The sequence below is a fragment of the Streptomyces marinisediminis genome (genome assembly GCF_026262575.1).
GTDB lineage: Bacteria > Actinomycetota > Actinomycetes > Streptomycetales > Streptomycetaceae > Streptomyces > Streptomyces marinisediminis.
Window position 1 is genome coordinate 24,557 of sequence record NZ_JAPKFL010000004.1, and the last position, 21,250, is coordinate 45,806.

A 21,250-nucleotide genomic window follows, 5' to 3' on the forward strand; every position below is an offset into this window, starting at 1 on the left:
GTGCACCCGGCCCGCGCACGCTCCGCGCGGCGCCCGCCGGGCGGTTCCGGCCGCCCGTCCGCACGCGTCCCGGAGCCGCCGTCGGAAATCACCCGGAAGGGGGAGGAACCAAGCGCGCTACTCCGCCTCGTACGCGAGCCGCAGCGGCTGCGTGCCGGTGACGAGGACGCCGAGCGCGGCGTCGAAGGTGGCCCCGAGGTACCAGTCGCCGCTGTGGTCGAGGCTGTAGACCCGGCCCTGGGCGTCGATGGCGACCAGGGCGGTGGCCTGGCCGTGGTGGCCCTCCTCCGTGCCGAGCGGCGCGACCTCGGTGTCCAGCGCGCGGCCCAGGTCGCCGAGGGTGCGCGCCCAGTGCAGCCCGGCGGCCGGGTCGACGGTCAGCGGCGTCGGGGCGATGTGCCGCCCCGGGGCGGTGCCGGCGACGCGCAGTCCGCCGAACTCGGCCCACACCTCCACCGCGGCCGGGAAGACGGCGTGCCGGTACCCGGAGGGCGAGGTGTGGGCGCGCAGGGTGTCGGCCCAGACCTCCGCCTGCCGGATGTCCCAGCGGCCCGGGCTCCAGCCCGCGTCGCGCAGCGCGGCGTCGACGGCGACGGGGAAGCGGGTGGTCATGCCGGCTCCACCTGCGTGGGCTCGACGGCGCGGACGCCGAAGTGGTCCAGCAGCGCGGCGCAGGAGCGGCACGGCGGCGCGTACGTGCCGTGCCACGGATCACCTTGTTCGCGAATGCGACGGGTGGTGAGCTTGGCGTGCTTGAGCGCGCGCCGTGCGTCACCGGCCGTGAACGGCTTGCGGGCCGCGCGCTTGGAGCGGTCGGCCTCGGCGGACGTGAGGTAGCGGGTGAGCAGGACGGCCTCCGGGCAGCGGCCGGTGTGGCGTTCGCGACGTTCGCTGGTGAGCGTGTCGAGGAAGTCCTGCACGAGCGGGTGGTGCGTGGGGGGCGTGGCGGACTTGCCCCCGGCGCAGGTCAGGGTGGTGCCGCGCACGGAGAGCGCCGCCGCGGTGGTGGGCATGATGCCGTCCCGGCGGTGCCGGGGCACGGGCGCGCTGCCGTCGCCGGGCCCCGGGGTGCTGCCCCAGCCGATCCGGGGATCGGCCGTGTGGTGAGTCGCGGGCATGGTGTGGCTTCCTCCCCGTCGCGTCCCCGGTGTGCTGTGAGACTTTGCCAAATATTCGCGCGATTGCGGAATCCGGGTCCGCCGGGGCGCGGGCGGGTGGACGGTGCCGCGCCGCCCCGGGACGCGGCCGGCACCGCGCACCGCCGCGGGCGGCGCGGGGAGGAGCCACGGGCCCGGGTCCGGTCCGGGGGCGAGCGCATACCCTGTGGTCCGACAGTCGCCACGCAGCAGGGGAGCACCGCCATGACGACAGGTCGGCTCGGGCAGCAGGCCGCGCCGCCGAACGCGGCCTACGCGGGGCAGGTGGTGCACTTCCCCGATCCGGTGCGGGCCGCGCGCTTCCCCGGCGGCGTGCGGGTGGCCGCCGACGGGTTCCCCGACTTCTCCCCGTTCGCCCGGGCGGCCGCGGAGGTGGCCGAACCCCCGGAGGGCTTCGGCGTGGACGAGCTGCGGCTGACGGACTACGTATCGGCGAACGTCGCCCAGCACGCGGCCGGGCACGAGCTGTGGGCGGACCTGCCGCCGGTGGCCACCCCGCACGGCTGGACCTGGCACCACGTGGCGGGTGGCCGCCGGCTGGAGCTGGTCCCGGTCGAGGTGAAGGCGCTGCTGCGGCACCACGGGGGCCTGGCGACGGCCGCCGTGGACCACGGCAAGCGCGGCACCCGGCCGTTGCAGGAGACCCGGCCCGCGCACTTCGAGGTGCCGCACGACGTGGCGGTGGCCGAGGAGCAGGTCGCCCAGGTGGAGGAGGCGCTGGGGTACCGGCTGCCGGGCGCCTACCGGGCGTTCCTGAAGGCCGCGGGCGGCTGCGCGCCGGTCGGCGTGGCGCTCGACGCGGAGCTCGGCCTGCTGGTGGACCAGCCGTTCTTCACGGTGCGCGACGAGGCGGCCGTCAACGACCTCGTCTACGTCAACAAGTGCCTGCGCGACCACGTCACGAAGGACTACCTCGGCGTGGCCTTCGTGCACGGCGGCCTGCTGGCGGTCAAGGTGCGCGGCGAGGCCGTCGGTTCGGTGTGGTTCTGCGCGTACGACGACGCCCGCGACGGCGACGGGCTGGACGTGACGCAGCGCGTGGAGCGGCTGCTGCTGCCGTGCGGCGAGGACTTCGACGCGTTCCTGCTGCGCCTGGCGGGCAACCCGCCGGAGTTGGAGACGGTGGCCAATCTGATGGTCGACGGCGGCTTCGCGCGCGCCGTCGCGGTGGAGGGGTGAGCGCGGTGGTGACGTTCGCACAGGCACAGGAGCGCGCCGAGCGCTGGATCAACGGCGGGGTGCCCGCCTACCAGCACCGGGCGGTGCGGGTACGGGAGTTCGACCTCGGTTTCGTGGCGTGGGCCGAGGACCGGCCCGGGGGCCCGCGCTCGGACGGCGGCGCCGCGCGCCTGGTCATCGCCCGCGACAGCGGGGAGTCGACGCTGTGGCCGGGGCTGCCGGTGGGCGAGGTCATCCGCCGGTACGAGGAGGAGTACGGCACGCGCGCGGAGGCGCCCCCCGCGCCGGTACCGCAGCAGCGCGTCGATCTGAACGCGACCTCCTTCCTGCTCACCCCGCCGGAGTGGCTCCAGGAGGCGGCGGACCGCCTGGGGATCGGGGACGACGGCGACCGCGGCGGCCCCCGGGAGGCCACCCGGGCGGAGCCCGCCCCCGCCCCGGCGGACGCGGCCCCCGCACCCGACGCCGCCGTCGGCGCCCCGGCGGACGGCCCGCCGCCCGGACCCCCGGAAGCGCCGCGGGCACCGCGGCAGGCCGCCGACGCGCCGCGGCAGCCGGCCGACCGGCCGGAGCGCCCGGCGGAGCCCGCCGCGCCGGTGGTCGGCGGCTGGGCCGACACCTCCGACTCGGGCGCGGGCGAGTCCGTCGCGCCGCCCGCGACGGTGCTCACGCCCCCCGTGGGCGACCGGGACGAGGAGCCGGAGGCCGACGGCGCGGGCGGCACCGAGGCTCCGGCGGCGCCCGCGGAGACCCGGACGGAACTGATGCCCGAGGGCAGCCGCCTGCCGCCCACCCGGATGAACCCGGCCGTGGACGGCCCCCCGCCGGGCCCGGACGCCCCGCACGGCCCGGACCCGGCGGGCGAGGAGGGCATCGCCCACGCCGCGACCGGCGAGGCGCGGCCCACCCCGGCGCGCGGCGGCGGCCCGACCGTGCCCCCGCCCCCCGGCGAGCCGGGCGTGCCGGGCGCGGGGCGCCGGACGGGCCCGGCCGCGTCCGGCGGCGTCGCGGGCGGCTACGTGCCGACCCAGATGGTGTCCGCCGACGACGTGACCGCCCAGGGGCCCGGGCACGGCCAGGAGCCCACCCCAGGGGCGGGCCACGGCCAGGGGCCCGGGCACGGGCAGGGACCCGCGTCCGGCGGCGGGGGCGCCCCGGTGCCGCCTCCGGCTCCGCCCGGCGGCGTGCACCACGCGGCGACGATGCTCGCGGGCCCCGGCCAGGGCGGCGCCCAGCCGCCCCCGCCGCCGCCCTCCGCGCCGAACGCCCCGGGCGCCGGGGCCCCCGCGGGCCCGGGCGGGGGCGTGCACCACGCCGCGACCGTGCTCGCCGGGCCCGGCGGCCCCGGCACGCCGCCTCCCCCGCCGCAGCCCGCCCCACCCGGTCCGCACCACGGCGCGCCGGGCGGGCCGCCGCCGGCGTACGGGTACCCGCAGCAGCCGGGGGTGCCGATGGTCGGGCCCGGGTACATGGCCGTGCTGCGCTACCGCGCGCCGGACGGCTCCGAGCAGCAGGTCATCCGCCGCTCGGCGCCGGGCATGCCGCACCCGGAGTGGCAGGTGCTCTACGAGCTGCGCGCCCTGAACGTGCCGCCGCAGCAGGTGCTCGAACTCCACACCGAGCTGGAGCCCTGCGACCTGCCCGGCGGGTACTGCGCCCGGATGATCCGCGAGACGTGGCCGCAGGTGCGGGTGAGCCACACCGCCCCCTACGGCACCGACCACGCCTCGCGGCAGCAGGGCATGCACCACCTGCTCGCGCACCAGGGCGAGCTGCACCAGGTGGCGGACGGTCCGGCCCGCCCGGCGCCGGCGCGCGCGCCGCTGCAACCGGTGCCGCAGGCCCACCCCGTCCCACCGGACGCGATCGGGCACGAGCTGCTCCAGGCGTTCGGCCCGCAGGGCGTGTTCCGCTTCGACCAGCGCGCGGTGTCCCGCCAGGGCGTGCCCGAGGCGGTGGCGCACACGCTGGTGTGGGCGGGGCTGCCCCTGGAGTTCGGCCCGTTCTTCTGGGCGCAGGCGCAGCCGGGCCGACCGGTGCCGACGCTGGCCGAACTGGCCCGGGAGCGCGGCGTGCCGGCGGGCCCGGACGCCGGTTCGTACCTGGTGATGGGCAGCGACTTCGGCCGCCAGCTCTGCGTGCAGTACGGCACCGCGCACATCGTCGCCGTCCCCCTGGAGGCGGCTCCGGGCGGGCAGGCCGCGACGCCGCAGTTCGTCAACACCGGGCTGCCGGAGTTCGTCCGCTGCCTGGCGATGGCGGGCGGCATGTGGCGGCTGCGCTACGGGCTGACGCCGGACCAGGCCGGGCGCTGGACGGTGGACTTCCAGCAGCAGCTCGCGGCCCTGGACCCGGCGGCGCTGGCCCACCCGGAGAACTGGTGGGCGGTCCTGCTGGAACAGCTCTGGGACGGCCTGCTGTAGCGCGCCGTGGGCGACCGGCGGACGATCGTGTCGCGCCGGTCGCGCACTCCTCCCCTCGCATGGCGCATCCTTGGGGCTGAAATGACCCAGGGCGTGAGCAAAGCGCCCGGTACGCCACCGGGTGGTCGCTTTGGGCGCACCAGCGCTGACGTGGGAGAGAGTGCGCGGATGTCTTCGACTCAGTCACCGCACGGCTTCGAGGTCGTACGGGGCCGCGGCTACCGGCCGGAACAGGTGGACCGGCGGGTGACCGCGCTGTGCCAGGAGGCCGCGGCGGCGGACGAACGGCTGGGCCGGCTCGACGTGCTGGCCCGGGAGCTGGGCGAGGAGGCCGAGCGGCTGCACGGGGTGGTGGCCGCCCTGCCCCCGCCGACGTACGAGTCCCTGGGCGAGCGGGCCGTGGCCCTGCTGGCCGAGGTCGAGGCGGAGGCGGACGACGTGCGCCGCCGCGGGGAGGACGAGGCGGCCGCGCTGCGGTCGGAGGCGGAGGCCGAGGCGGGCGGGCTGCGCGCGACGGCCCGCTCCCGCGCGGACGCGGTGCGGGAAGCGGGCCGGAAGGCGGCCGAGGCCGTCTCGGCCCGGGCCGCGGCCGCGGCCGAGGAGGCCCGCGGAGCCGCCCGCGAGGAGGCCGAGCGGGTGCGCGGCGAGGCGGCGGCGCGGCTGGCCGACGCCACCGAGCGGTGCGCGGCCCTGCTGGACGACCAGGAGCGCGACCAGGCGGCGTCCCGGGAGGCCGCCGAGGAGGAGCTCGCCGCCCGGGAGGCGGAGGCCGCGGCGCACACCGCGGAGCTGACGGAGCGCGGGCGGACGGTGCTGGACGAGGCCCGCCGCGGCTACGCCGAGGCCGAGCGGGCGGCGGACGCCGCGGAGGAGGCCGCCGGGGCCGAGGCGGCGGCTCTGCTCGCCGAGGCCCGCGCCCGCGCGGAGGCCGTCGACCGCGAGACGGGCCGCGTCCTGCGCGAGCACAACCGCCGCGCCGACGAGCTGCGCGACCACCTCGCCCGCGTCCGCTCGACCCTCTCCACGCTGACCGGCCGCGTCGACAGCCGCTCCGGGGCCTGAGCCCGGCCGCCGCCCCGGAGGGGCCGGGCGCCGGACGTCAAGCCGCCCCGGACGCCGGTCACGCCGCGCGGGGCCGCCCGGGACAGGGCCGGGCCGCGTGGGGCCGCGTGGGACAGGACGGGCGGGCCGGGGGTGCGCCGCGCGGGCCGGGTGGGCGCCGTCGCGACGCCCTTTTCGGCCGCTCGCAGGGCGCGCGGGTATTCTTCCGGTGACATTCACCCGAAGCCGAAGGGCACACCGTGAGCGCCAACCGCCCGGCAGCCGTCGTCGTTCTCGCAGCGGGTGAGGGCACCCGCATGAAGTCGGCGACACCGAAGGTCCTGCACGAGATCTGCGGGCGGTCGCTCGTGGGTCACGTCGTCGCCGCCGCGAGGGAACTCGATCCCGAGCACCTGGTCGTCGTCGTCGGCCATGCCCGTGAGCGGGTCGGCGCCCACCTCGCGGAGCTGGACGGCGGCGTGCGCACGGCGGTGCAGCACGAGCAGAACGGCACCGGGCACGCGGTGCGCATGGGCCTGGAGTCGCTGGCGGCCGAGGGCGTCACCCTCTCCGGCACGGTGCTGGTGACCTGCGGCGACACCCCGCTGCTGACCGCCGACACGCTCACCGGGCTGGCCGGTGCGCACGCGGCGCAGGGCAACGCGGTCACGGTGCTGTCCGCGCGGGTGCCCGACGCGAGCGGCTACGGCCGGATCGTGCGCGGCGCCGACGGCGCGGTGACGGCCATCGTCGAGCACAAGGACGCCACCGACGAGCAGCGCGCCCTCGACGAGATCAACTCCGGCGTGTTCGCGTTCGACGCGGTGCTGCTGGCCGACGCGCTGGGCCGGGTGCGCACGGACAACAGCCAGGGCGAGGAGTACCTGACCGACGTGCTCGGCATCCTGCGCGCGGACGGGCACCGGGTGGGCGCCTGGGCGGCCGGGGACCACCACGAGATCGTCGGCATCAACAACCGCGTCCAGCTCGCGCAGGCGCGCCGGCTGCTCAACGACCGGCTGCTGCGGCACGCGATGCTGGCGGGCGTCACCGTGGTGGACCCGGCGACGACGTGGGTGGACGCGGGGGTGACCTTCGAGCCGGACGCGCTCGTGCACCCCGGCACGCAGCTCCTGGGGGCCACGCACCTGGCCGCGGGCTGCGAGGTGGGCCCGAACACGCGGCTGACGGACACCGCCGTCGGCCCCGGGGCGTGCGTGAGCAACACCGTCGCCGTGGGCGCCCGCATCGGCGCGCACGCCTCGGTGGGCCCGTACGCGTACCTGCGTCCGGGCACGGAGCTGGGCCCGCGGGCCAAGGCGGGCACGTACGTGGAGATGAAGAACGCGCGGGTGGGCGAGGGCTCGAAGGTGCCGCACCTGAGCTACGTGGGCGACGCCACGATCGGCGAGCACACCAACATCGGCGCGGCCAGCGTCTTCGTCAACTACGACGGCCAGGCCAAGCACCACACCACGATCGGCTCCCACTGCAAGACGGGCTCGGACAACATGTTCGTGGCGCCCGTCACGGTCGGGGACGGCGCCTACACGGCGGCCGGTTCGGTCATCACCAAGGACGTGCCGGCCGGTTCGCTGGCCGTCGCCCGCGGCCAGCAGCGCAACATCGAGGGCTGGGTGGCGCGCAAGCGGCCCGGGAGCGCCGCCGCCCAGGCAGCCCAGGCGGCCGACCGGCCGGGAGAGCCCGGCCAGCCCGGGGAGCCCGCGCGGCCGGAGGAGCCCGCGCAGCCCGGGGGCGCGGCGCGCGGACCCGCGGACGCGTCGGGCGGCGGCCGCGCGTGACCCGGCACCCCGCGCGCGGCACCAGCCCGTCGAAAGCACCGAAAACGGCCGAAAGCGAGCCGCCCCGCGGGGCGCGTACCGTGATAGGCGCACCACTGGCAGAGCCCACCAAGGAGACACCGCAGTGACCGGGATCAAGACGACCAGCGAGAAGAAGCTGATGCTCTTCTCCGGCCGCGCCCACCCCAAGCTGGCCGAGGAGGTGGCCAGCGAGCTGGGGGTGGAGCTGGTCCCGACGAAGGCCATCGACTTCGCGAACGGGGAGATCTACGTCCGCTTCCAGGAGTCGGTGCGCGGCGCCGACTGCTTCCTGATCCAGAGCCACACCGCGCCGATCAACAAGTGGATCATGGAGCAGCTCATCATGATCGACGCCCTGAAGCGGGCGTCGGCGCGCAGCATCTCCGTCGTCATCCCCTTCTACGGCTACGCGCGGCAGGACAAGAAGCACCGCGGCCGCGAGCCCATCTCCGCCCGCCTGATGGCCGACCTGCTCAAGACCGCGGGCGCCGACCGGGTGCTCAGCGTGGACCTGCACGCCGACCAGGTGCAGGGCTACTTCGACGGCCCCGTGGACCACCTGTTCGCGCTGCCCGTGCTCACCCAGTACATCGGCGAGCGCGTCGACCGCGAGAAGCTGACCGTCGTCTCCCCGGACGCCGGCCGGGTGCGTGTGGCCGACCGCTGGGCCGACCGGCTCGGCGCCCCGCTGGCCATCGTCCACAAGCGCCGCGACCCGGACGTGGCGAACCAGGTCACCGTGCACGAGGTGGTCGGTGACGTGAAGGGCCGGGTGTGCGTCCTGGTCGACGACATGGTCGACACCGGCGGGACGATCTGCGCGGCGGCGGACGCGCTGTACGCCAACGGCGCCGAGGACGTCATGGTGACGGCCACCCACGGCATCCTGTCCCACCCGGCCCCCGACCGGCTGAAGAACTCCCGGGTCAGCGAGTTCGTCTTCACCAACACCCTGCCGACCCCCGAGGCGCTGGACATGGACAAGATCACCGTCCTGTCCATGGCGCCGACGATCGCCCGCGCCGTGCGCGAGGTGTTCGAGGACGGCTCGGTCACCAGCCTCTTCGAAGAGCAGAGCTGAGGCGCGCTGATCGATTTACGGTGCGGCCTCCGCGCCGGGTAGCATCTGCGACGTTGCTCGGCGAGGGAGGCCGCACCGCGGGTGCGGCGGTCCGTAATCGACGCGCTCTTCGTAGCAGGCCTGTCGTGGGCCGGGTGACCGCACGCCGCACACCCACACGAGGAGCGAGAACCATGGCTGACGTCAAGATCTCCGGCACGATCCGTACCGAGTTCGGCAAGGGCGCGTCCCGTCGGCTGCGCCGCCAGGAGCGGGTCCCGGGCGTGGTCTACGGCCACGGCGCCGAGCCGCTGCACGTCGAGCTGCCCGGCTACGACCTGATGATGGCCCTGAAGACCTCCAACGTCCTGATCCACCTGGACATCGAGGGCAAGAAGGAGCTCGTCATCCCCAAGGCCGTGCAGCGCGAGGCGATCCGCGGCTTCCTGGTCCACATCGACCTGCTCACCGTCAAGCGCGGCGAGAAGGTCCACGTCGAGGTCCCGCTGGTCACCGAGGGCGACCTGGGCCCGGGCCAGTTCATCCTGGAGCACTCGCTCGACACCCTGCCGGTCGAGGCCGAGGCCACCCACATCCCCGAGTCCTTCACCATCTCCATCGAGGGCCTGACCGGTGGGGACAGCGTGCTGGCCAAGGACGTGAAGCTGCCCGCCGGCGTCACGCTGGACGTGGACGAGGACACCACCGTCCTCCAGGTGCTGGCCGCCCAGGCCGAGGAGCGCGACGAGGACGCGGAGGCCGGCGAGTCCGCGGAGTGATCCGTGCGGGCCGGCCCGCGCGGGTGCGTCCCACCCGCGCGGGCCGGCCCGCTATCCATGTCCCGGGCCGACCGCCGGGGCGGTCCCCCGGGCCCGTGCGGCCCCGTGCAGAGCGGGAGAACAGGTATGAGCGAGTCGTCCACCGGGCCCTGGCTGGTCGCCGGCCTGGGCAATCCGGGTCCGGGCTACGCGGGCAACCGGCACAACGTGGGGTTCATGGTCGCCGACCTGCTCGCCGAGCGGATGGGCGGCCGCTTCAAAGCCCACCGGGCGCGGGCCCAGGTGCTGGAGGGCCGCGTCGGAGCGCCGGGCCCGGCGAACCAGCGCGTCGTGCTGGCCAAGCCGATGACGTACATGAACCTCTCCGGCGGCCCCGTCACCGCCCTGCGGGACTTCTACAAGACCGACGTCGAGCGGATCGTCGTCGTACACGACGAACTCGACCTCGACTACGGGGCGCTGCGCCTCAAGCGCGGCGGCGGGGACAACGGGCACAACGGCCTGAAGTCCCTGACGAAGTCGCTGGGCCCCGGCTACCACCGCGTGCGCTTCGGGGTGGGCCGCCCGCCCGGCCGCATGCCGGTCGCGGACTACGTGCTCAGGGACTTCGGCCCGGCCGAGCGCAAGGAGCTGGACTACCTCGTCGACCGCGCCGCGGACGCCGTGGAGGCCCTGCTCCTGGACGGCCTGGAGCGCGCCCAGAACACCTACAACTCCTGAGCCCGGCCCGCCCCGGGCGGGACACGTCGCCCGCCCCGGTCCCGCGGCGTTCGACGCTCACGGGCCCGGGGCGGGCGGGGGCGGGGCGTGGACCCGGGCGCCGCCCGGGCTCCGGCCGATCGGCCAACGGCCGGCTACGCCCTGCGGTGGCCGATCAGGCGGGGCTTGGGCTCCAGGCCGTCCAGGCCGTGCCAGGCGAGGTTGACCAGGTGCGCGGCGACGTCGGCCTTCTTGGGCTTCTTGGCGTTGAGCCACCACTGCCCGGTCAGCGCCACCATGCCCACCAGTGCCTGCGCGTACAGCGGCGCCAGCTTCGCGTCGAACCCGCGGGCCTTGAACTCCAGCCCGAGGATGTCCTCGACCTGCGTGGCGATGTCGCTGATCAGTGAGGCGAAGGTGCCCGTGGTGGAGGCCACCGGAGAGTCCCGCACGAGGATGCGGAACCCGTCCGTGTAGGCGTCGATGTAGTCGAGCAGGGCGAAGGCGGCCTGCTCCAGCAGCTCGCGCGGGTGGCCCGCGGTGAGCGCGCTGGTCACCATGGACAGCAGGCGCCGCATCTCCCGGTCGACGACGACGGCGTACAGCCCCTCCTTGCCGCCGAAGTGCTCGTAGACGACGGGCTTGGAGACCCCGGCCTTGGCGGCGATCTCCTCCACCGAGGTGCCCTCGAAGCCGCGCTCGGCGAACACGGTGCGGCCGATGTCGAGGAGCTGCTCCCGTCGTTCCTTGCCCGTCATGCGGCGGCGGGCGCGCCGGGAGGTAGCCGGGGGCGGGTCCTGGGAGGTGCTGCGGTCGTCGGTCGCCACGGCACCATCATGCCGCGTGGGTGGTGGTCCCCTGGCGGCGGGACGCCCCGGGGTCGGCGGAGCGCTTGGCGTCGAGCCGGTCCGCCTTGGGCCAGCGGACGTCGTAGGCCCAGCCGGCCTTCTCGAACCAGCGGATCAGCCGGGCGCTGGAGTCGATCTGCCCGCGCTGGACGCCGTGCCGCGCGCAGGTGGGGTCGGCGTGGTGCAGGTTGTGCCAGGACTCGCCGCAGGAGAGCACGGCCAGCCACCACACGTTGCCCGAGCGGTCCCGGGACTTGAAGGGGCGCTTGCCCACGGCGTGGCAGATGGAGTTGATCGACCAGGTGACGTGGTGCAGCAGCGCCACGCGGACCAGCGAGCCCCAGAAGAACGCGGTGAGCGCGCCCTGCCAGGACCAGGTGACCAGGCCGCCGACGAGGGGCGGGATCGCCAGCGACACGACCGTCCAGAGCACGAACTGCCGGGAGACGCGGCGGAGGTCCGGGTCCTTGACCAGATCCGGCGCGTACTTGTGCTGCGGGGTCTGCTCGGTGTCGAACATCCAGCCCACGTGGGCCCACCACAGGCCCTTGAGCAGCGCGGGCACGGTCTCGCCGTAGCGCCAGGGGGAGTGCGGGTCGCCCTCGGCGTCGGAGAACTTGTGGTGCTTGCGGTGGTCGGCGACCCAGCGCACGAGCGGGCCCTCGACGGCCATCGACCCGGCGATCGCGAGCGCGATGCGCAGCGGGCGCTTGGCCTTGAACGCGCCGTGGGTGAAGTAGCGGTGGAAGCCGATCGTGATGCCGTGGCAGCCCAGGTAGTACATGCCGACCAGCAGGCCGAGGTCGAGCCAGCTCACGCCCCAGCCCCAGGCGAGGGGCACGGCGGCGAGCAGGGCGAGGAAGGGCACGGCAATGAACAGCAGCAGGGCGATCTGTTCGACGGAGCGGCGCTTCTCACCGCCGAGGGTGGCGGAGGGCAGGGCCTCCGCCGGTCGGGTGGTGCGGGCGGTGTCGGCGGTGCTGTCGACGGCGCCGTCGACCACCTCTGGTGTCGTCGTCATCTGCGTCCTCGTGGCGGGGGCGGGGTTACGGGCACTTACGGAACCGTAACCTACGGTTTCGTAAGTATGGCAGTCTCGGCCGGGTGGGAACACGCCGGAGGTGGCGGCGTCGCCGCCGCCCAGGTCACGGGTGGGCTGCCCGGTGCGTGGACGGGTGGGGAGCGGGGTAGGGGCCGGTTCTATCCTTAGGGCGTCGGACAGCGCGGTCCGTGACGTGCCAAGAGCAAGATTGCCCTGAAAGCCAGGTACCCCGGCGACGGTCACGCACACACCGCCGACGGCTGCCGCCGAGCTGCCACAAGCTGCCGAGAAGCTGCAAGGAGCCGCCCCTCATGAGCAGTGCCGACACCCGTTCCGAGCCCCTGGAGTCCCCCGGGGCCCCCGGAGCCTCCAGCGCCCTGCGCGCCGACATCCGCCGCCTGGGCGATCTGCTGGGTGAGACGATCGTCCGTCAGGAGGGCCCGGAGCTGCTGGACCTGGTCGAGCGCGTCCGGGCGCTGACGCGCGAGGACGGCGAGGCCGCCGCCGCGCTGCTGGGTGAGACCGACCCCCAGACGGCCGCGAAGCTGGTCCGCGCGTTCTCCGTCTACTTCCACCTGGCGAACGTCACCGAGCAGGTGCACCGGGGCCGGGAGCTGCGCGCGGCGCGGGCGGCCGAGGGCGGGTCGCTGGCCCGCACCGCCGTGCTGCTCAAGGACGCCGACCCGGCGCACCTGCGGACGACGGCCGAGCACCTCAACGTGCGGCCGGTGTTCACCGCGCACCCCACCGAGGCGGCGCGGCGCTCGGTGCTGACGAAGCTGCGCGGCATCGCCGAGCTGCTCGGGGAGACCGACACCTCCGAGCGGCGCCGCACCGATGTGCGGCTGGCGGAGAACATCGACCTGATCTGGCAGACGGACGAGCTGCGCGTGGCCCGCCCGGAGCCGACCGACGAGGCGCGCAACGCCGTCTACTACCTCGACGAGCTGCACCAGGGGGCCGTCGGCGATCTGCTGGAGGACCTGGCCGCCGAGCTGGAGCGCGCCGGGGCGCCGCTGCCGGCGGGCACGCGTCCGCTGACGTTCGGCACCTGGATCGGCGGCGACCGGGACGGCAACCCCAACGTCACGCCGCAGGTGACGTGGGACGTGCTGCTGCTCCAGCACGAGCACGGGATCGAGCGGGCGCTCGGCCACGTGGACGAGCTGCGCGGCGCGCTGTCCAGCTCCATCCGCAACGTCGGCGCCACCCAGGAGATGCTGGACTCGCTCAGCGACGACCTGGAGCGGCTGCCGGAGATCACCCCCCGCTACAAGCGGCTCAACGCCGAGGAGCCCTACCGGCTGAAGGTCACCTGCGTCCGGCAGAAGCTGCTCAACACCCGCGAGCGGCTGGCGCAGGACAAGCCGCACCAGCCCGGCCGGGACTACCTGGGCACCGGAGAGCTGCTGCGGGACCTGGAGCTGGTGCAGACCTCGCTGCGCGAGCACCGGGGCGGACTGGTGGCCGACGGCCGCGTGGAGCGGGTGCTGCGCACGCTGGCCGCGTTCGGGCTCCAGCTCGCGACGCTGGACGTGCGCGAGCACGCCGACGCCCACCACCACGCGCTCGGCCAGCTCTTCGACCGGCTGGGCGAGGAGTCCTGGCGCTACGAGGACATGCCGCGCGACTACCGGCACCGGCTGCTGGCCAAGGAGCTGCGCTCGCGCCGCCCGCTGGCGCCGACCCCGGCGCCGCTGGACGCGGCGGGCGCGCGGACCCTGGGCGTCTTCGAGACCGTCCGCAAGGCGCTGGACACCTTCGGGCCCGAGGTCGTCGAGTCCTACATCATCTCCATGTGCCAGGGCGCCGACGACGTGTTCGCCGCCGCCGTGCTGGCCCGCGAGGCCGGGCTGGTCGACCTGCACGGCGGCTGGGCGCGCATCGGCATCGTGCCGCTGCTGGAGACCACCGACGAACTGCGCATCGCCGACGAACTGCTGGACGCGATGCTCTCCGACCCCTCCTACCGCCGCCTGGTCGCGCTGCGCGGCGATCTCCAGGAGGTCATGCTCGGCTACTCCGACTCCTCGAAGTTCGGCGGCATCACCACCTCGCAGTGGGAGATCCACCGCGCCCAGCGCCGGCTGCGGGACGTGGCGCACCGGCACGGGGTGCGGCTGCGGCTCTTCCACGGCCGCGGCGGCACGGTGGGCCGGGGCGGCGGGCCGACGCACGACGCGATCCTGGCGCAGCCCTACGGGACGCTGGAGGGGGAGATCAAGGTCACCGAGCAGGGCGAGGTGATCTCCGACAAGTACCTGGTGCCCTCGCTCGCCCGGGAGAACCTGGAGCTCACGGTCTCCGCGACGCTCCAGGCATCGGCGCTGCACACCGCGCCGCGCCAGTCCGACGAGGCGCTGGCCCGCTGGGACGCGGCGATGGAGGCCGTCTCCGACGCGGCGCACGCGGCCTACCGCGGGCTCGTGGAGGACCCGGACCTGCCCGCCTACTTCTTCGCCGCCACGCCGGTGGACCAGCTCGCCGACCTGCACCTGGGCTCGCGCCCCTCGCGCCGCCCGGACTCCGGCGCGGGCCTGGACGGGCTGCGGGCGATCCCCTGGGTGTTCGGCTGGACCCAGTCGCGGCAGATCGTGCCGGGGTGGTTCGGCGTCGGCTCGGGGCTGCGCGCCGCCCGCGAGGCCGGGCTGGACGGCGTGCTCGCGGAGGCGCACGAGCACTGGCACTTCTTCCGCAACTTCCTGTCCAACGTGGAGATGACGCTCGCCAAGACCGACCTGCGCATCGCGCGGCACTACGTGGAGACGCTGGTGCCCGCCGAGCTGCGGCACGTCTTCGACGTCATCGAGGCCGAGCACGCGCTGACCGTGCGCGAGGTGCTGCGCGTCACCGGGGAGAGCGAGCTGCTGGAGAGCAACCCGGTGCTGCGGCAGACGCTGAAGATCCGCGACGCCTACCTGGACCCGATCTCCTACCTCCAGGTGGCGCTGCTGCACCGGCAGCGGCAGGCCGCCGAGCGCGGCGAGGAGCCCGACCAGGTGCTCTCGCGGGCGCTGCTGCTGACGGTCAACGGCGTGGCGGCCGGGCTGCGCAACACCGGCTGACCGCTGACCGCACGGCTCCGCGCGCACCCGGCACCGGCGCGCACACCGCCACGGGCGCCCCGCGCACACCGCGCGGGGCGCCCGCGCACGCCGTCAGCCCGCCTTGCGCGCCACGGCGAAGACGCGGCGGAAGGGGAACACCGTGCCGTGCGGCCCGGGCGGGTAGGCGGCGTGCAGGGCCTCCCGGTACTCGGCGACGAACGCCTCCGCGGCGGCCGGGTCGTCGGCGAGCGCGGTGAGCACCGGGCGCAGGGCGGTGCCCCGCACCCAGTCCAGGACGGCGTCCGGGCCGTGCAGGAGCTGCACGTACGTCGTCTCCCACACGTCCGCGGTGCAGCCGAGGTCGGCCAGGCGGCCCAGGTACTCGTACGGCTGGAGGATGAAGACGTAGCGGCGGCCGTGCGCGCCGAGCCGCTCCCGCCAGTGCGGGGCGTCGCACAACTCGCCGAGCAGGGCGTGGCTGGGCGAGGTGAAGTTGCCGGGCACCTGGAAGGCGAGCACCCCGCCGGGCGGCAGCGCCTCCAGCCAGGACTTGAACCGGTCGGCGTGGCCGGGGACCCACTGCAGCGCGGCGTTGGAGACGATCAGGTCGTAGGGCTCCTGCGGTTCCCAGTCCGCGATGTCGCCGGGGGCGAAATCGAGCCGTCCGCCGCCGGGGGTGGGCCCGGCGTGGGCGCGGGCGGCGGCCAGCATCTCGGGGGAGCTGTCATAGCCGGTGACGTGGGCGTCCGGCCAGCGGTCGGCCAGCAGCCGGGTGACGTTCCCGGGGCCGCAGCCCAGATCCGCGATGCGCGGCGGACGCGGGCCGGCGGGCAGCTCGGGTAACCGGGCGAGCAGGTCGAGGAAGGGGCGGGTGCGGTGGTCGGCATGGCGGAGATAGACCTGGGGGTCCCAGGTGGGGGGGTGTGGCATGAACGGCCTCCTTGCGGATGACGGGCCTGCCGTGGCAGGCGATCCCGGCGCTCGGAGCCTTCCACCCTGGACAGCCCGGCACCCCTCCCAGTTCATCTTGACATCAAGAAACTTTACGCCGACAGAACTACTAGACTGTCCCCATGGAGGACGAGGTCGACCGACTGGTGGCAGCCTGGCGCCGAGAACGCCCTGATCTCGACGTGGAGCCGCTCGAAGTGCTGAGCCGGGTGAGCCGCCTGGCGCGGCACCTGGACCGGGCCCGGCGCATCGCCTTCGCGGAGCACGGGCTGGAGTCCTGGGAGTTCGACGTCCTGACCGCCCTGCGCCGGGCCGGTACGCCCTACCAGCTCTCCCCCGGCCAGCTCCTCACGCAGACCCTGGTCACCTCGGGCACCATGACCAACCGCATCGACCGGCTGGCCAAGAAGGGCCTCGTGGAACGCCTGCCCGACCCCAGCGACCGGCGCGGCGTCCTGGTGCGCCTCACCGCCGACGGCCGCGACCGCGCGGACCAGGCCCTGGCGGGCCTGCTCGACCAGGAGCGCGCCCTGCTCGTCGCCCTCTCCCCCGCCCAGCGGGACGACCTCGCCGGCCTCCTGCGCTGTCTGACCGCCCCCTTCGACAACACCCCGGCCTGAACGCGGGCCGCCCCCGGCCGGACGCGGGAGTCAGCCTCCCCGGGGGCCGGAGCCGGGTTCGGCGCCGGAGCCGGGTTCCCCCTCGGGCGGGGCCGTGCGGGGCGAGCGGCGCCGGAGTCGGTCGATCATCCGGGAGGCGTCCCCCTTGGTGATGTCCCGGGGGACCTCCTCACCGGCCTCGCGGGCCAGCGTCCGCAGGTAGCTGAGCTGGGGGCCGGTCGCCGGCTCGCCGGCCGTCGCCCAGTCCTCGACGTTCTTGCTCGGGTCCTGTTCCGACCTCGCGTCCTGTTCCGACATGTCCCAGACGGTACCCACGCGGCGCGTCCCTACGCGGACGCCGCCGCAGGCCCCGCGCGCCGACCGCGCGCGCCCCGGCACCCCCGGGTGGGGGCGCCGGGGCGCGGGCGCCGCTCCGGCGCGGCGTGCCCGCCTGCCGCGGGCGTCAGCGCACCGCGGCGAGCATCGCGTTGTTGAGCGACTCGTCGCGGTAGATCTTCAGCGTGACGAAGAAGAGCGTGTCGTTCGCCCACACCATCTTGGTGTTCGTGGAGTAGCCGAGCTGCTGCACCAGCTCTTCCTCCTCCTTCGGCATCTCCATGTACGGCTCGGCCTTGCCGGTGGCCGGGTCCAGCACCCTGAGCGCGCCCGGCTCGGAGAACCCGCCGTCGCGGTAGGCCAGCACCTTGCCGCCCCGCACGGCGATCGGCGTCATGCCGCCGTTCTCGCCGTGTTCGAAGACCTGCTTCAGCTTGCCGGTGCCCAGGTCGTAGGAGACCACCTCGTTGGTCCGCACGTCACCGCTCTGGTGCATGTCGGTCTCCAGGTAGACGAGGTCGTTCTCGGAGTCGACGACCACGTTGTAGGTGTCGGCCAGGCCCTGCTCGACGGAGCGGAAGCGGAAGCGGTCCTCGTCGATGCTGATCTTGCGCTCGTACTCCAGGGTGTCCGAGAGCACGAAGAGGTCGGTGATCGCGATGCTGTCCGAACCGCCCGCGTTCACGCCGACGACGAGCGGACTCGTGGAGAACACGCGCTGGATCTCCGTGCCGTCCGGCGCCTTCCACTCGTGCTTCTTCTTGCCCTCGGCGTCCACCGAACGCAGCGACGTGGGGCCGTCGAAGCCGCACTCCACCAGCGCGATGAGCTGCTCGCCGCCGACGTAGCCGCTCTCCTTGCACTCGGGGCGGGCCTCCTCGGGCTTCCACAGCAGGTCGCCGGTGGTCAGGTCGTAGGCCGCGTGACCGCCGATCCAGGCGACGGCGCCGATGTCGCCGCTCACGGCGGCCTGCGGGTAGCTGACGTCGGCCATGTCCGCGCCCTCGGGCGCCGGCAGGTCCTGCTTCCACAGGGCCTTGCCGTTCACCAGGTCGATGCCCATGGCCTTCTCGCACTTGCGGCCCCACAGGACCATCGTCTTGCCCTCGGCGCTCTGCGGGGCCGCGGCGCACTGCTCACCGCGCACGGCGTCGATCGTCCACAGCTCCTCGCCCGACTCGGTGTCGTAGGCGCGGACCGCGTCGTGCTCGTACTTCACGGCGGCCTCGTCGGTGGTCCAGAAGCCGGCCGTGGACATCAGGATCTCGGCGGGCACGTTCTTCGGCCCGTCCACCTTGAAGGCGAACTCGCCCCGGCTCTTCGTCCGCTCGGGGAACTCGCCCTCGGCCGTCTCCTCCTTCTCCTTCTCCTCCTCCCGCTGCTGCTTCTGGCTGGTCCCCTTGCCGTCGCCCTTGCTCTCGTTCTCCGAGTCCTGACCGGACAAGAGGGCGATCCCGCCGACGGCTATGACGGCCACCGCGACCACGGACGCCACGATGGCGACGAGCTTCTTGTTGTAGCTGCCTCCCGCACGCGGGGCCCCGGGCACGGTCTGGTGCGGCTGGCCCGGCTGACCCGGCTGGCCGTAAGCGCCCGGTGGCGGGTAGCCGCCGGGCGGCGGGTAGGCCCCCGGAGGCGTCGGCGCCCCGTACGGGCCCGGCTGGGCGGGCTGCTGGTAGGCGCCGGAGTCCTGGCCCGGGTACCCGTAGCCGGGCTGCGGCGCCGTGGGCTGGTCCGGCGACCCGGGGTGGGGGCCCGGGGCCTGCGGGGCGCCGAAGCCCGCGGCGGGCGCCTGGCCGGGCGGGGGCGGCGGCGTGCCCCGCGGCGGCTGGTGCGGGGAGGGGTGGTCCTCGGACGGCGGCGCCGGGTAGCCGTACCCGGGCCGCTGCGGCGGTGGCGCGCCGAACGCGCCCGGCGCGCCCCGCGGCGGCGCCGGCTCGGCCGGTGGACCGGCGGGCGGGGCCGCGGGGGGCTGCTCGGGCGGGACCGCGGCGGGCGGCTGGTCCGGCCGACCGGGCTCCGGCCGGGGCTGCTCGGCCGACGGGTCGGCAGGCGGCTCCTCGGGCGGCTGGTTCGGCGGCTGGCTGGGCGGGGGCGGCTGCGACATGACGATCCTTCTGCGCACGCGGACCGACTGCCCTGCCCCTCATTCCCCCGTAGGGACGAGCGAATCGGACATGTGGCCCGCCGATTTCCGGACACACGATGGTGCTTGGGCGAAGCCCTTTGTACCACCGGACCGCATCCGGCCCCCGGCCGGTTCCCGCCCGTCAGGCACCCGGTACCGAGCCGCGACACCGCCGTGACCGCTCCGCCACCGCCACCGCGCACCGGTCCGCGCGACCCACCGGGCGGCTCGCGCTCGGCCCCCGACCGGCCACCGGCCGGTCACTGCTCCTCGGCCAGCTCCAGCCAGCGCAGCTCCAGCTCGTCCTTCTGCTCCGTCAGCTCCCGCAGCTCGCCGTCCAGTTCGGCCACCCGCGCGAAGTCGGTGGCGTGCGCGGCCAGCTCCGCGTGCAGGGCGCTCTCCCGCGTCCCGATCTTGTCGAGCTGCCGCTCGATGCGCTGGAGCTCCTTCTGCGCCGCCCGGGAGACGGCGGCGGGCTTGGCGGGGGCGGACTTGGCGGGGGCGGTGCCCGCGCCGCTCGCGCCGGACGCCGGGGCCGCGGCGGGCGCGGGGGCTGGGGCGGCCTCGCGCTGCCGGGCCCGGCGCTCCAGGTACTCGTCGATCCCGCGCGGCAGCATCCGCAGCGTCCCGTCGCCGAGCAGCGCGAACACCCGGTCGGTGGTGCGCTCGACGAAGAACCGGTCGTGGCTGATGACGACGAGCGAGCCCGGCCAGCCGTCGAGCAGGTCCTCCAACTGCGTCAGCGTCTCGATGTCGAGGTCGTTGGTGGGCTCGTCCAGGAAGAGCACGTTCGGCTCGTCCATCAGCAGCCGCAGGAGCTGGAGCCGGCGCCGCTCGCCGCCGGAGAGGTCGCCGACCGGCGTCCACTGCTTCTCCTTGCCGAAGCCGAAGCGCTCGCAGAGCTGGGAGGCGGTCATCTCCCGGCCCTTGCCGAGATCCACCCGGCCGCGGACCTGCTCGACCGCCTCCAGCACCCGCCACGCCGGGTCGAGCTCGGCGACCTCCTGCGAGAGATAGGCCAGCCGCACCGTGCGGCCGACCGTGACGCGGCCGGCCGCGGGCTGCCGCTCGCCGTCGCTCTCGGCCGCCGCGGCCAGGGTGCGCAGCAGCGAGGTCTTGCCGGCGCCGTTGACGCCGACCAGGCCGACGCGGTCGCCCGGGCCGAGCTGCCAGGTCAGGTGGCGCAGCAGCACCCGGGGCCCGGCCTGGACGGTGACGTCCTCCAGGTCGAACACCGTCTTGCCGAGCCGGGAGCCGGCGAACCGGGACAGCTCGGCGCTGTCGCGCGGGGGCGGCTCCTGGGCGATGAGCGCGTTGGCCGCCTCGATGCGGAAGCGCGGCTTGCTGGTGCGGGCCGGGGCGCCGCGCCGCAGCCAGGCCAGCTCCTTGCGCACCAGGTTCCGCCGCTTGGTCTCCTCGGTCGCGGCGATGCGCTCCCGCTCCGCGCGGGCGAAGACGTAGTCGCTGTAGCCGCCCTCGTACTCGTGCACCACGCCGCGCTGCACGTCCCACATGCGGGTGCACACCTGGTCCAGGAACCAGCGGTCGTGCGTGACGCACACCAGCGCCGAGCGGCGGGCGCGCAGGTGCCCCGCGAGCCAGGCGATGCCCTCGACGTCGAGGTGGTTGGTGGGCTCGTCCAGGATGATGAGGTCCTGCTCGGCGATGAGGAGCTGGGCGAGGGCGACGCGGCGCCGCTCGCCGCCGGAGAGCGGGCCGATCACGGTGTCCATGCCGTGCTCGAAGCCGGGCAGGTCCAGGCCGCCGAAGAGGCCGGTGATGATGTCGCGGACCCGGGCGTCGCCGGCCCACTCGTGGTCGGCGAGGTCGCCGAGCACCTCGTGGCGCACCGTGGCGGCCGGGTCGAGCGAGTCGTGCTGGGTGAGCACGCCCAGGCGCAGGCCGCCGGAGTGCGTCACCCGGCCGCCGTCGACCGGCTCCTGCTTGGCCAGCGTCCGGATCAGGGTCGTCTTGCCGTCCCCGTTGCGGCCGACGACGCCGATCCGGTCCCCCTCGTTGACGCCGAGGGAGACGCCGTCCAGCAGCGTGCGCAACGTGTACGCCTTGCTGACGGCTTCCAGATTGACGAGGTTGACAGCCATGCGGTGCGGCTCCTGAGGCGGACGGGACGGGCAACG

At 75.1% G+C, this 21,250-nt stretch carries 17 protein-coding genes; 9 read left to right on the plus strand and 8 right to left on the minus strand.

The features are described 5' to 3' along the window. Window positions 1-117: 117 nt before the first annotated feature. On the minus strand, window positions 118-612 hold the full coding sequence (locus OSB71_RS04360; protein ID WP_265944379.1) for an SUKH-3 domain-containing protein: 495 nt from the start codon (window positions 610-612) through the stop codon (window positions 118-120). Next, window positions 609-1,118 carry a YwqJ-related putative deaminase gene (locus tag OSB71_RS04365; RefSeq protein ID WP_265944381.1) on the minus strand — a complete coding sequence of 170 codons (510 nt, stop codon included), beginning with the start codon at window positions 1,116-1,118 and terminating at the stop codon, window positions 609-611. Before OSB71_RS04365 ends, OSB71_RS04360 begins: the two co-directional genes overlap by 4 nt. Before the next feature lie 243 nt (window positions 1,119-1,361). Here OSB71_RS04365 and OSB71_RS04370 point away from each other — a divergent pair, with 243 nt between their 5' ends. The 7 genes from OSB71_RS04370 to pth all read left to right on the plus strand — a co-directional run bounded on the left by OSB71_RS04370 (window position 1,362) and on the right by pth (window position 10,182). Continuing rightward, window positions 1,362-2,336, plus strand: a complete 975-nt coding sequence (locus tag OSB71_RS04370) for an SMI1/KNR4 family protein (protein ID WP_265944383.1) — start codon at window positions 1,362-1,364, stop codon at window positions 2,334-2,336. Window positions 2,337-2,341: 5 nt separating this feature from the next. Then, complete coding sequence (locus OSB71_RS04375; protein WP_265944385.1) at window positions 2,342-4,759, plus strand: SUKH-4 family immunity protein; 2,418 nt, start codon at window positions 2,342-2,344, stop codon at window positions 4,757-4,759. 168 nt (window positions 4,760-4,927) lie between these two features. Beyond that, window positions 4,928-5,821: a cellulose-binding protein gene (locus tag OSB71_RS04380; RefSeq protein ID WP_265944387.1), complete on the plus strand. Its 894-nt coding sequence runs from the start codon at window positions 4,928-4,930 to the stop codon at window positions 5,819-5,821. Window positions 5,822-6,060: 239 nt separating this feature from the next. After that, window positions 6,061-7,602 carry a bifunctional UDP-N-acetylglucosamine diphosphorylase/glucosamine-1-phosphate N-acetyltransferase GlmU gene (gene glmU / locus OSB71_RS04385; protein ID WP_265944389.1) on the plus strand — a complete coding sequence of 514 codons (1,542 nt, stop codon included), beginning with the start codon at window positions 6,061-6,063 and terminating at the stop codon, window positions 7,600-7,602. A gap of 124 nt (window positions 7,603-7,726) precedes the next feature. Further along, complete coding sequence (locus tag OSB71_RS04390; RefSeq protein ID WP_265944391.1) at window positions 7,727-8,704, plus strand: ribose-phosphate diphosphokinase; 978 nt, start codon at window positions 7,727-7,729, stop codon at window positions 8,702-8,704. A gap of 173 nt (window positions 8,705-8,877) precedes the next feature. Next, window positions 8,878-9,462, plus strand: coding sequence for a 50S ribosomal protein L25/general stress protein Ctc (locus tag OSB71_RS04395; protein ID WP_265944393.1), 585 nt, complete (start codon window positions 8,878-8,880; stop codon window positions 9,460-9,462). Between the two features lie 126 nt (window positions 9,463-9,588). After that, window positions 9,589-10,182 (plus strand): aminoacyl-tRNA hydrolase, encoded by a 594-nt coding sequence (gene pth / locus OSB71_RS04400; RefSeq protein WP_265944395.1) that lies wholly within the window; start codon window positions 9,589-9,591, stop codon window positions 10,180-10,182. 134 nt (window positions 10,183-10,316) lie between these two features. Here the strand turns inward: pth and OSB71_RS04405 are convergent, their stop codons facing one another. Beyond that, window positions 10,317-10,988: a TetR/AcrR family transcriptional regulator gene (locus OSB71_RS04405; protein ID WP_416237189.1), complete on the minus strand. Its 672-nt coding sequence runs from the start codon at window positions 10,986-10,988 to the stop codon at window positions 10,317-10,319. Window positions 10,989-10,995: 7 nt separating this feature from the next. Next, complete coding sequence (locus OSB71_RS04410; protein ID WP_265944397.1) at window positions 10,996-12,030, minus strand: acyl-CoA desaturase; 1,035 nt, start codon at window positions 12,028-12,030, stop codon at window positions 10,996-10,998. A gap of 332 nt (window positions 12,031-12,362) precedes the next feature. On the opposite strand from OSB71_RS04410, the gene ppc reads away from it, so the two are divergent. Next, complete coding sequence (gene ppc / locus OSB71_RS04415) at window positions 12,363-15,116, plus strand: phosphoenolpyruvate carboxylase (RefSeq protein WP_265944399.1); 2,754 nt, start codon at window positions 12,363-12,365, stop codon at window positions 15,114-15,116. 93 nt (window positions 15,117-15,209) lie between these two features. On the opposite strand, the gene OSB71_RS04420 is transcribed toward ppc, so the two are convergent. Further along, a complete protein-coding gene (locus tag OSB71_RS04420; RefSeq protein ID WP_265944401.1) occupies window positions 15,210-16,028 on the minus strand; it encodes a trans-aconitate 2-methyltransferase in 819 nt (272 codons plus the stop codon). Between the two features lie 143 nt (window positions 16,029-16,171). Here OSB71_RS04420 and OSB71_RS04425 point away from each other — a divergent pair, with 143 nt between their 5' ends. Beyond that, complete coding sequence (locus OSB71_RS04425) at window positions 16,172-16,669, plus strand: MarR family winged helix-turn-helix transcriptional regulator (protein WP_265944403.1); 498 nt, start codon at window positions 16,172-16,174, stop codon at window positions 16,667-16,669. 30 nt (window positions 16,670-16,699) lie between these two features. Here OSB71_RS04425 and OSB71_RS04430 read toward each other — a convergent pair whose 3' ends face one another. The 3 genes from OSB71_RS04430 to OSB71_RS04440 form a co-directional block, all read right to left on the minus strand. Next, on the minus strand, window positions 16,700-16,966 hold the full coding sequence (locus OSB71_RS04430) for a DUF3072 domain-containing protein (RefSeq protein WP_265944405.1): 267 nt from the start codon (window positions 16,964-16,966) through the stop codon (window positions 16,700-16,702). A 145-nt stretch (window positions 16,967-17,111) separates the two neighbouring features. Beyond that, complete coding sequence (locus tag OSB71_RS04435; RefSeq protein WP_265944407.1) at window positions 17,112-19,091, minus strand: outer membrane protein assembly factor BamB family protein; 1,980 nt, start codon at window positions 19,089-19,091, stop codon at window positions 17,112-17,114. Between the two features lie 281 nt (window positions 19,092-19,372). Continuing rightward, window positions 19,373-21,214, minus strand: a complete 1,842-nt coding sequence (locus tag OSB71_RS04440) for an ABC-F family ATP-binding cassette domain-containing protein (RefSeq protein ID WP_265944408.1) — start codon at window positions 21,212-21,214, stop codon at window positions 19,373-19,375. Window positions 21,215-21,250: the final 36 nt, after the last annotated feature.

Bases quoted from the DNA above. Each gene is read 5' to 3' on its own strand.
- OSB71_RS04425 (WP_265944403.1), top strand. From the start codon at position 16,172: ATGGAGGACGAGGTCGACCGACTGGTGGCAGCCTGGCGCCGAGAACGC.
- OSB71_RS04370 (WP_265944383.1), top strand. From the start codon at position 1,362: ATGACGACAGGTCGGCTCGGGCAGCAGGCCGCGCCGCCGAACGCGGCC.
- OSB71_RS04395 (WP_265944393.1), top strand. From the start codon at position 8,878: ATGGCTGACGTCAAGATCTCCGGCACGATCCGTACCGAGTTCGGCAAG.
- OSB71_RS04410 (WP_265944397.1), bottom strand. From the start codon at position 12,030: ATGACGACGACACCAGAGGTGGTCGACGGCGCCGTCGACAGCACCGCC.
- OSB71_RS04430 (WP_265944405.1), bottom strand. From the start codon at position 16,966: ATGTCGGAACAGGACGCGAGGTCGGAACAGGACCCGAGCAAGAACGTC.
- pth (WP_265944395.1), top strand. From the start codon at position 9,589: ATGAGCGAGTCGTCCACCGGGCCCTGGCTGGTCGCCGGCCTGGGCAAT.
- OSB71_RS04440 (WP_265944408.1), bottom strand. From the start codon at position 21,214: ATGGCTGTCAACCTCGTCAATCTGGAAGCCGTCAGCAAGGCGTACACG.
- OSB71_RS04365 (WP_265944381.1), bottom strand. From the start codon at position 1,118: ATGCCCGCGACTCACCACACGGCCGATCCCCGGATCGGCTGGGGCAGC.
- OSB71_RS04380 (WP_265944387.1), top strand. From the start codon at position 4,928: ATGTCTTCGACTCAGTCACCGCACGGCTTCGAGGTCGTACGGGGCCGC.
- ppc (WP_265944399.1), top strand. From the start codon at position 12,363: ATGAGCAGTGCCGACACCCGTTCCGAGCCCCTGGAGTCCCCCGGGGCC.
- OSB71_RS04435 (WP_265944407.1), bottom strand. From the start codon at position 19,091: ATGTCGCAGCCGCCCCCGCCCAGCCAGCCGCCGAACCAGCCGCCCGAG.
- OSB71_RS04420 (WP_265944401.1), bottom strand. From the start codon at position 16,028: ATGCCACACCCCCCCACCTGGGACCCCCAGGTCTATCTCCGCCATGCC.
- OSB71_RS04360 (WP_265944379.1), bottom strand. From the start codon at position 612: ATGACCACCCGCTTCCCCGTCGCCGTCGACGCCGCGCTGCGCGACGCG.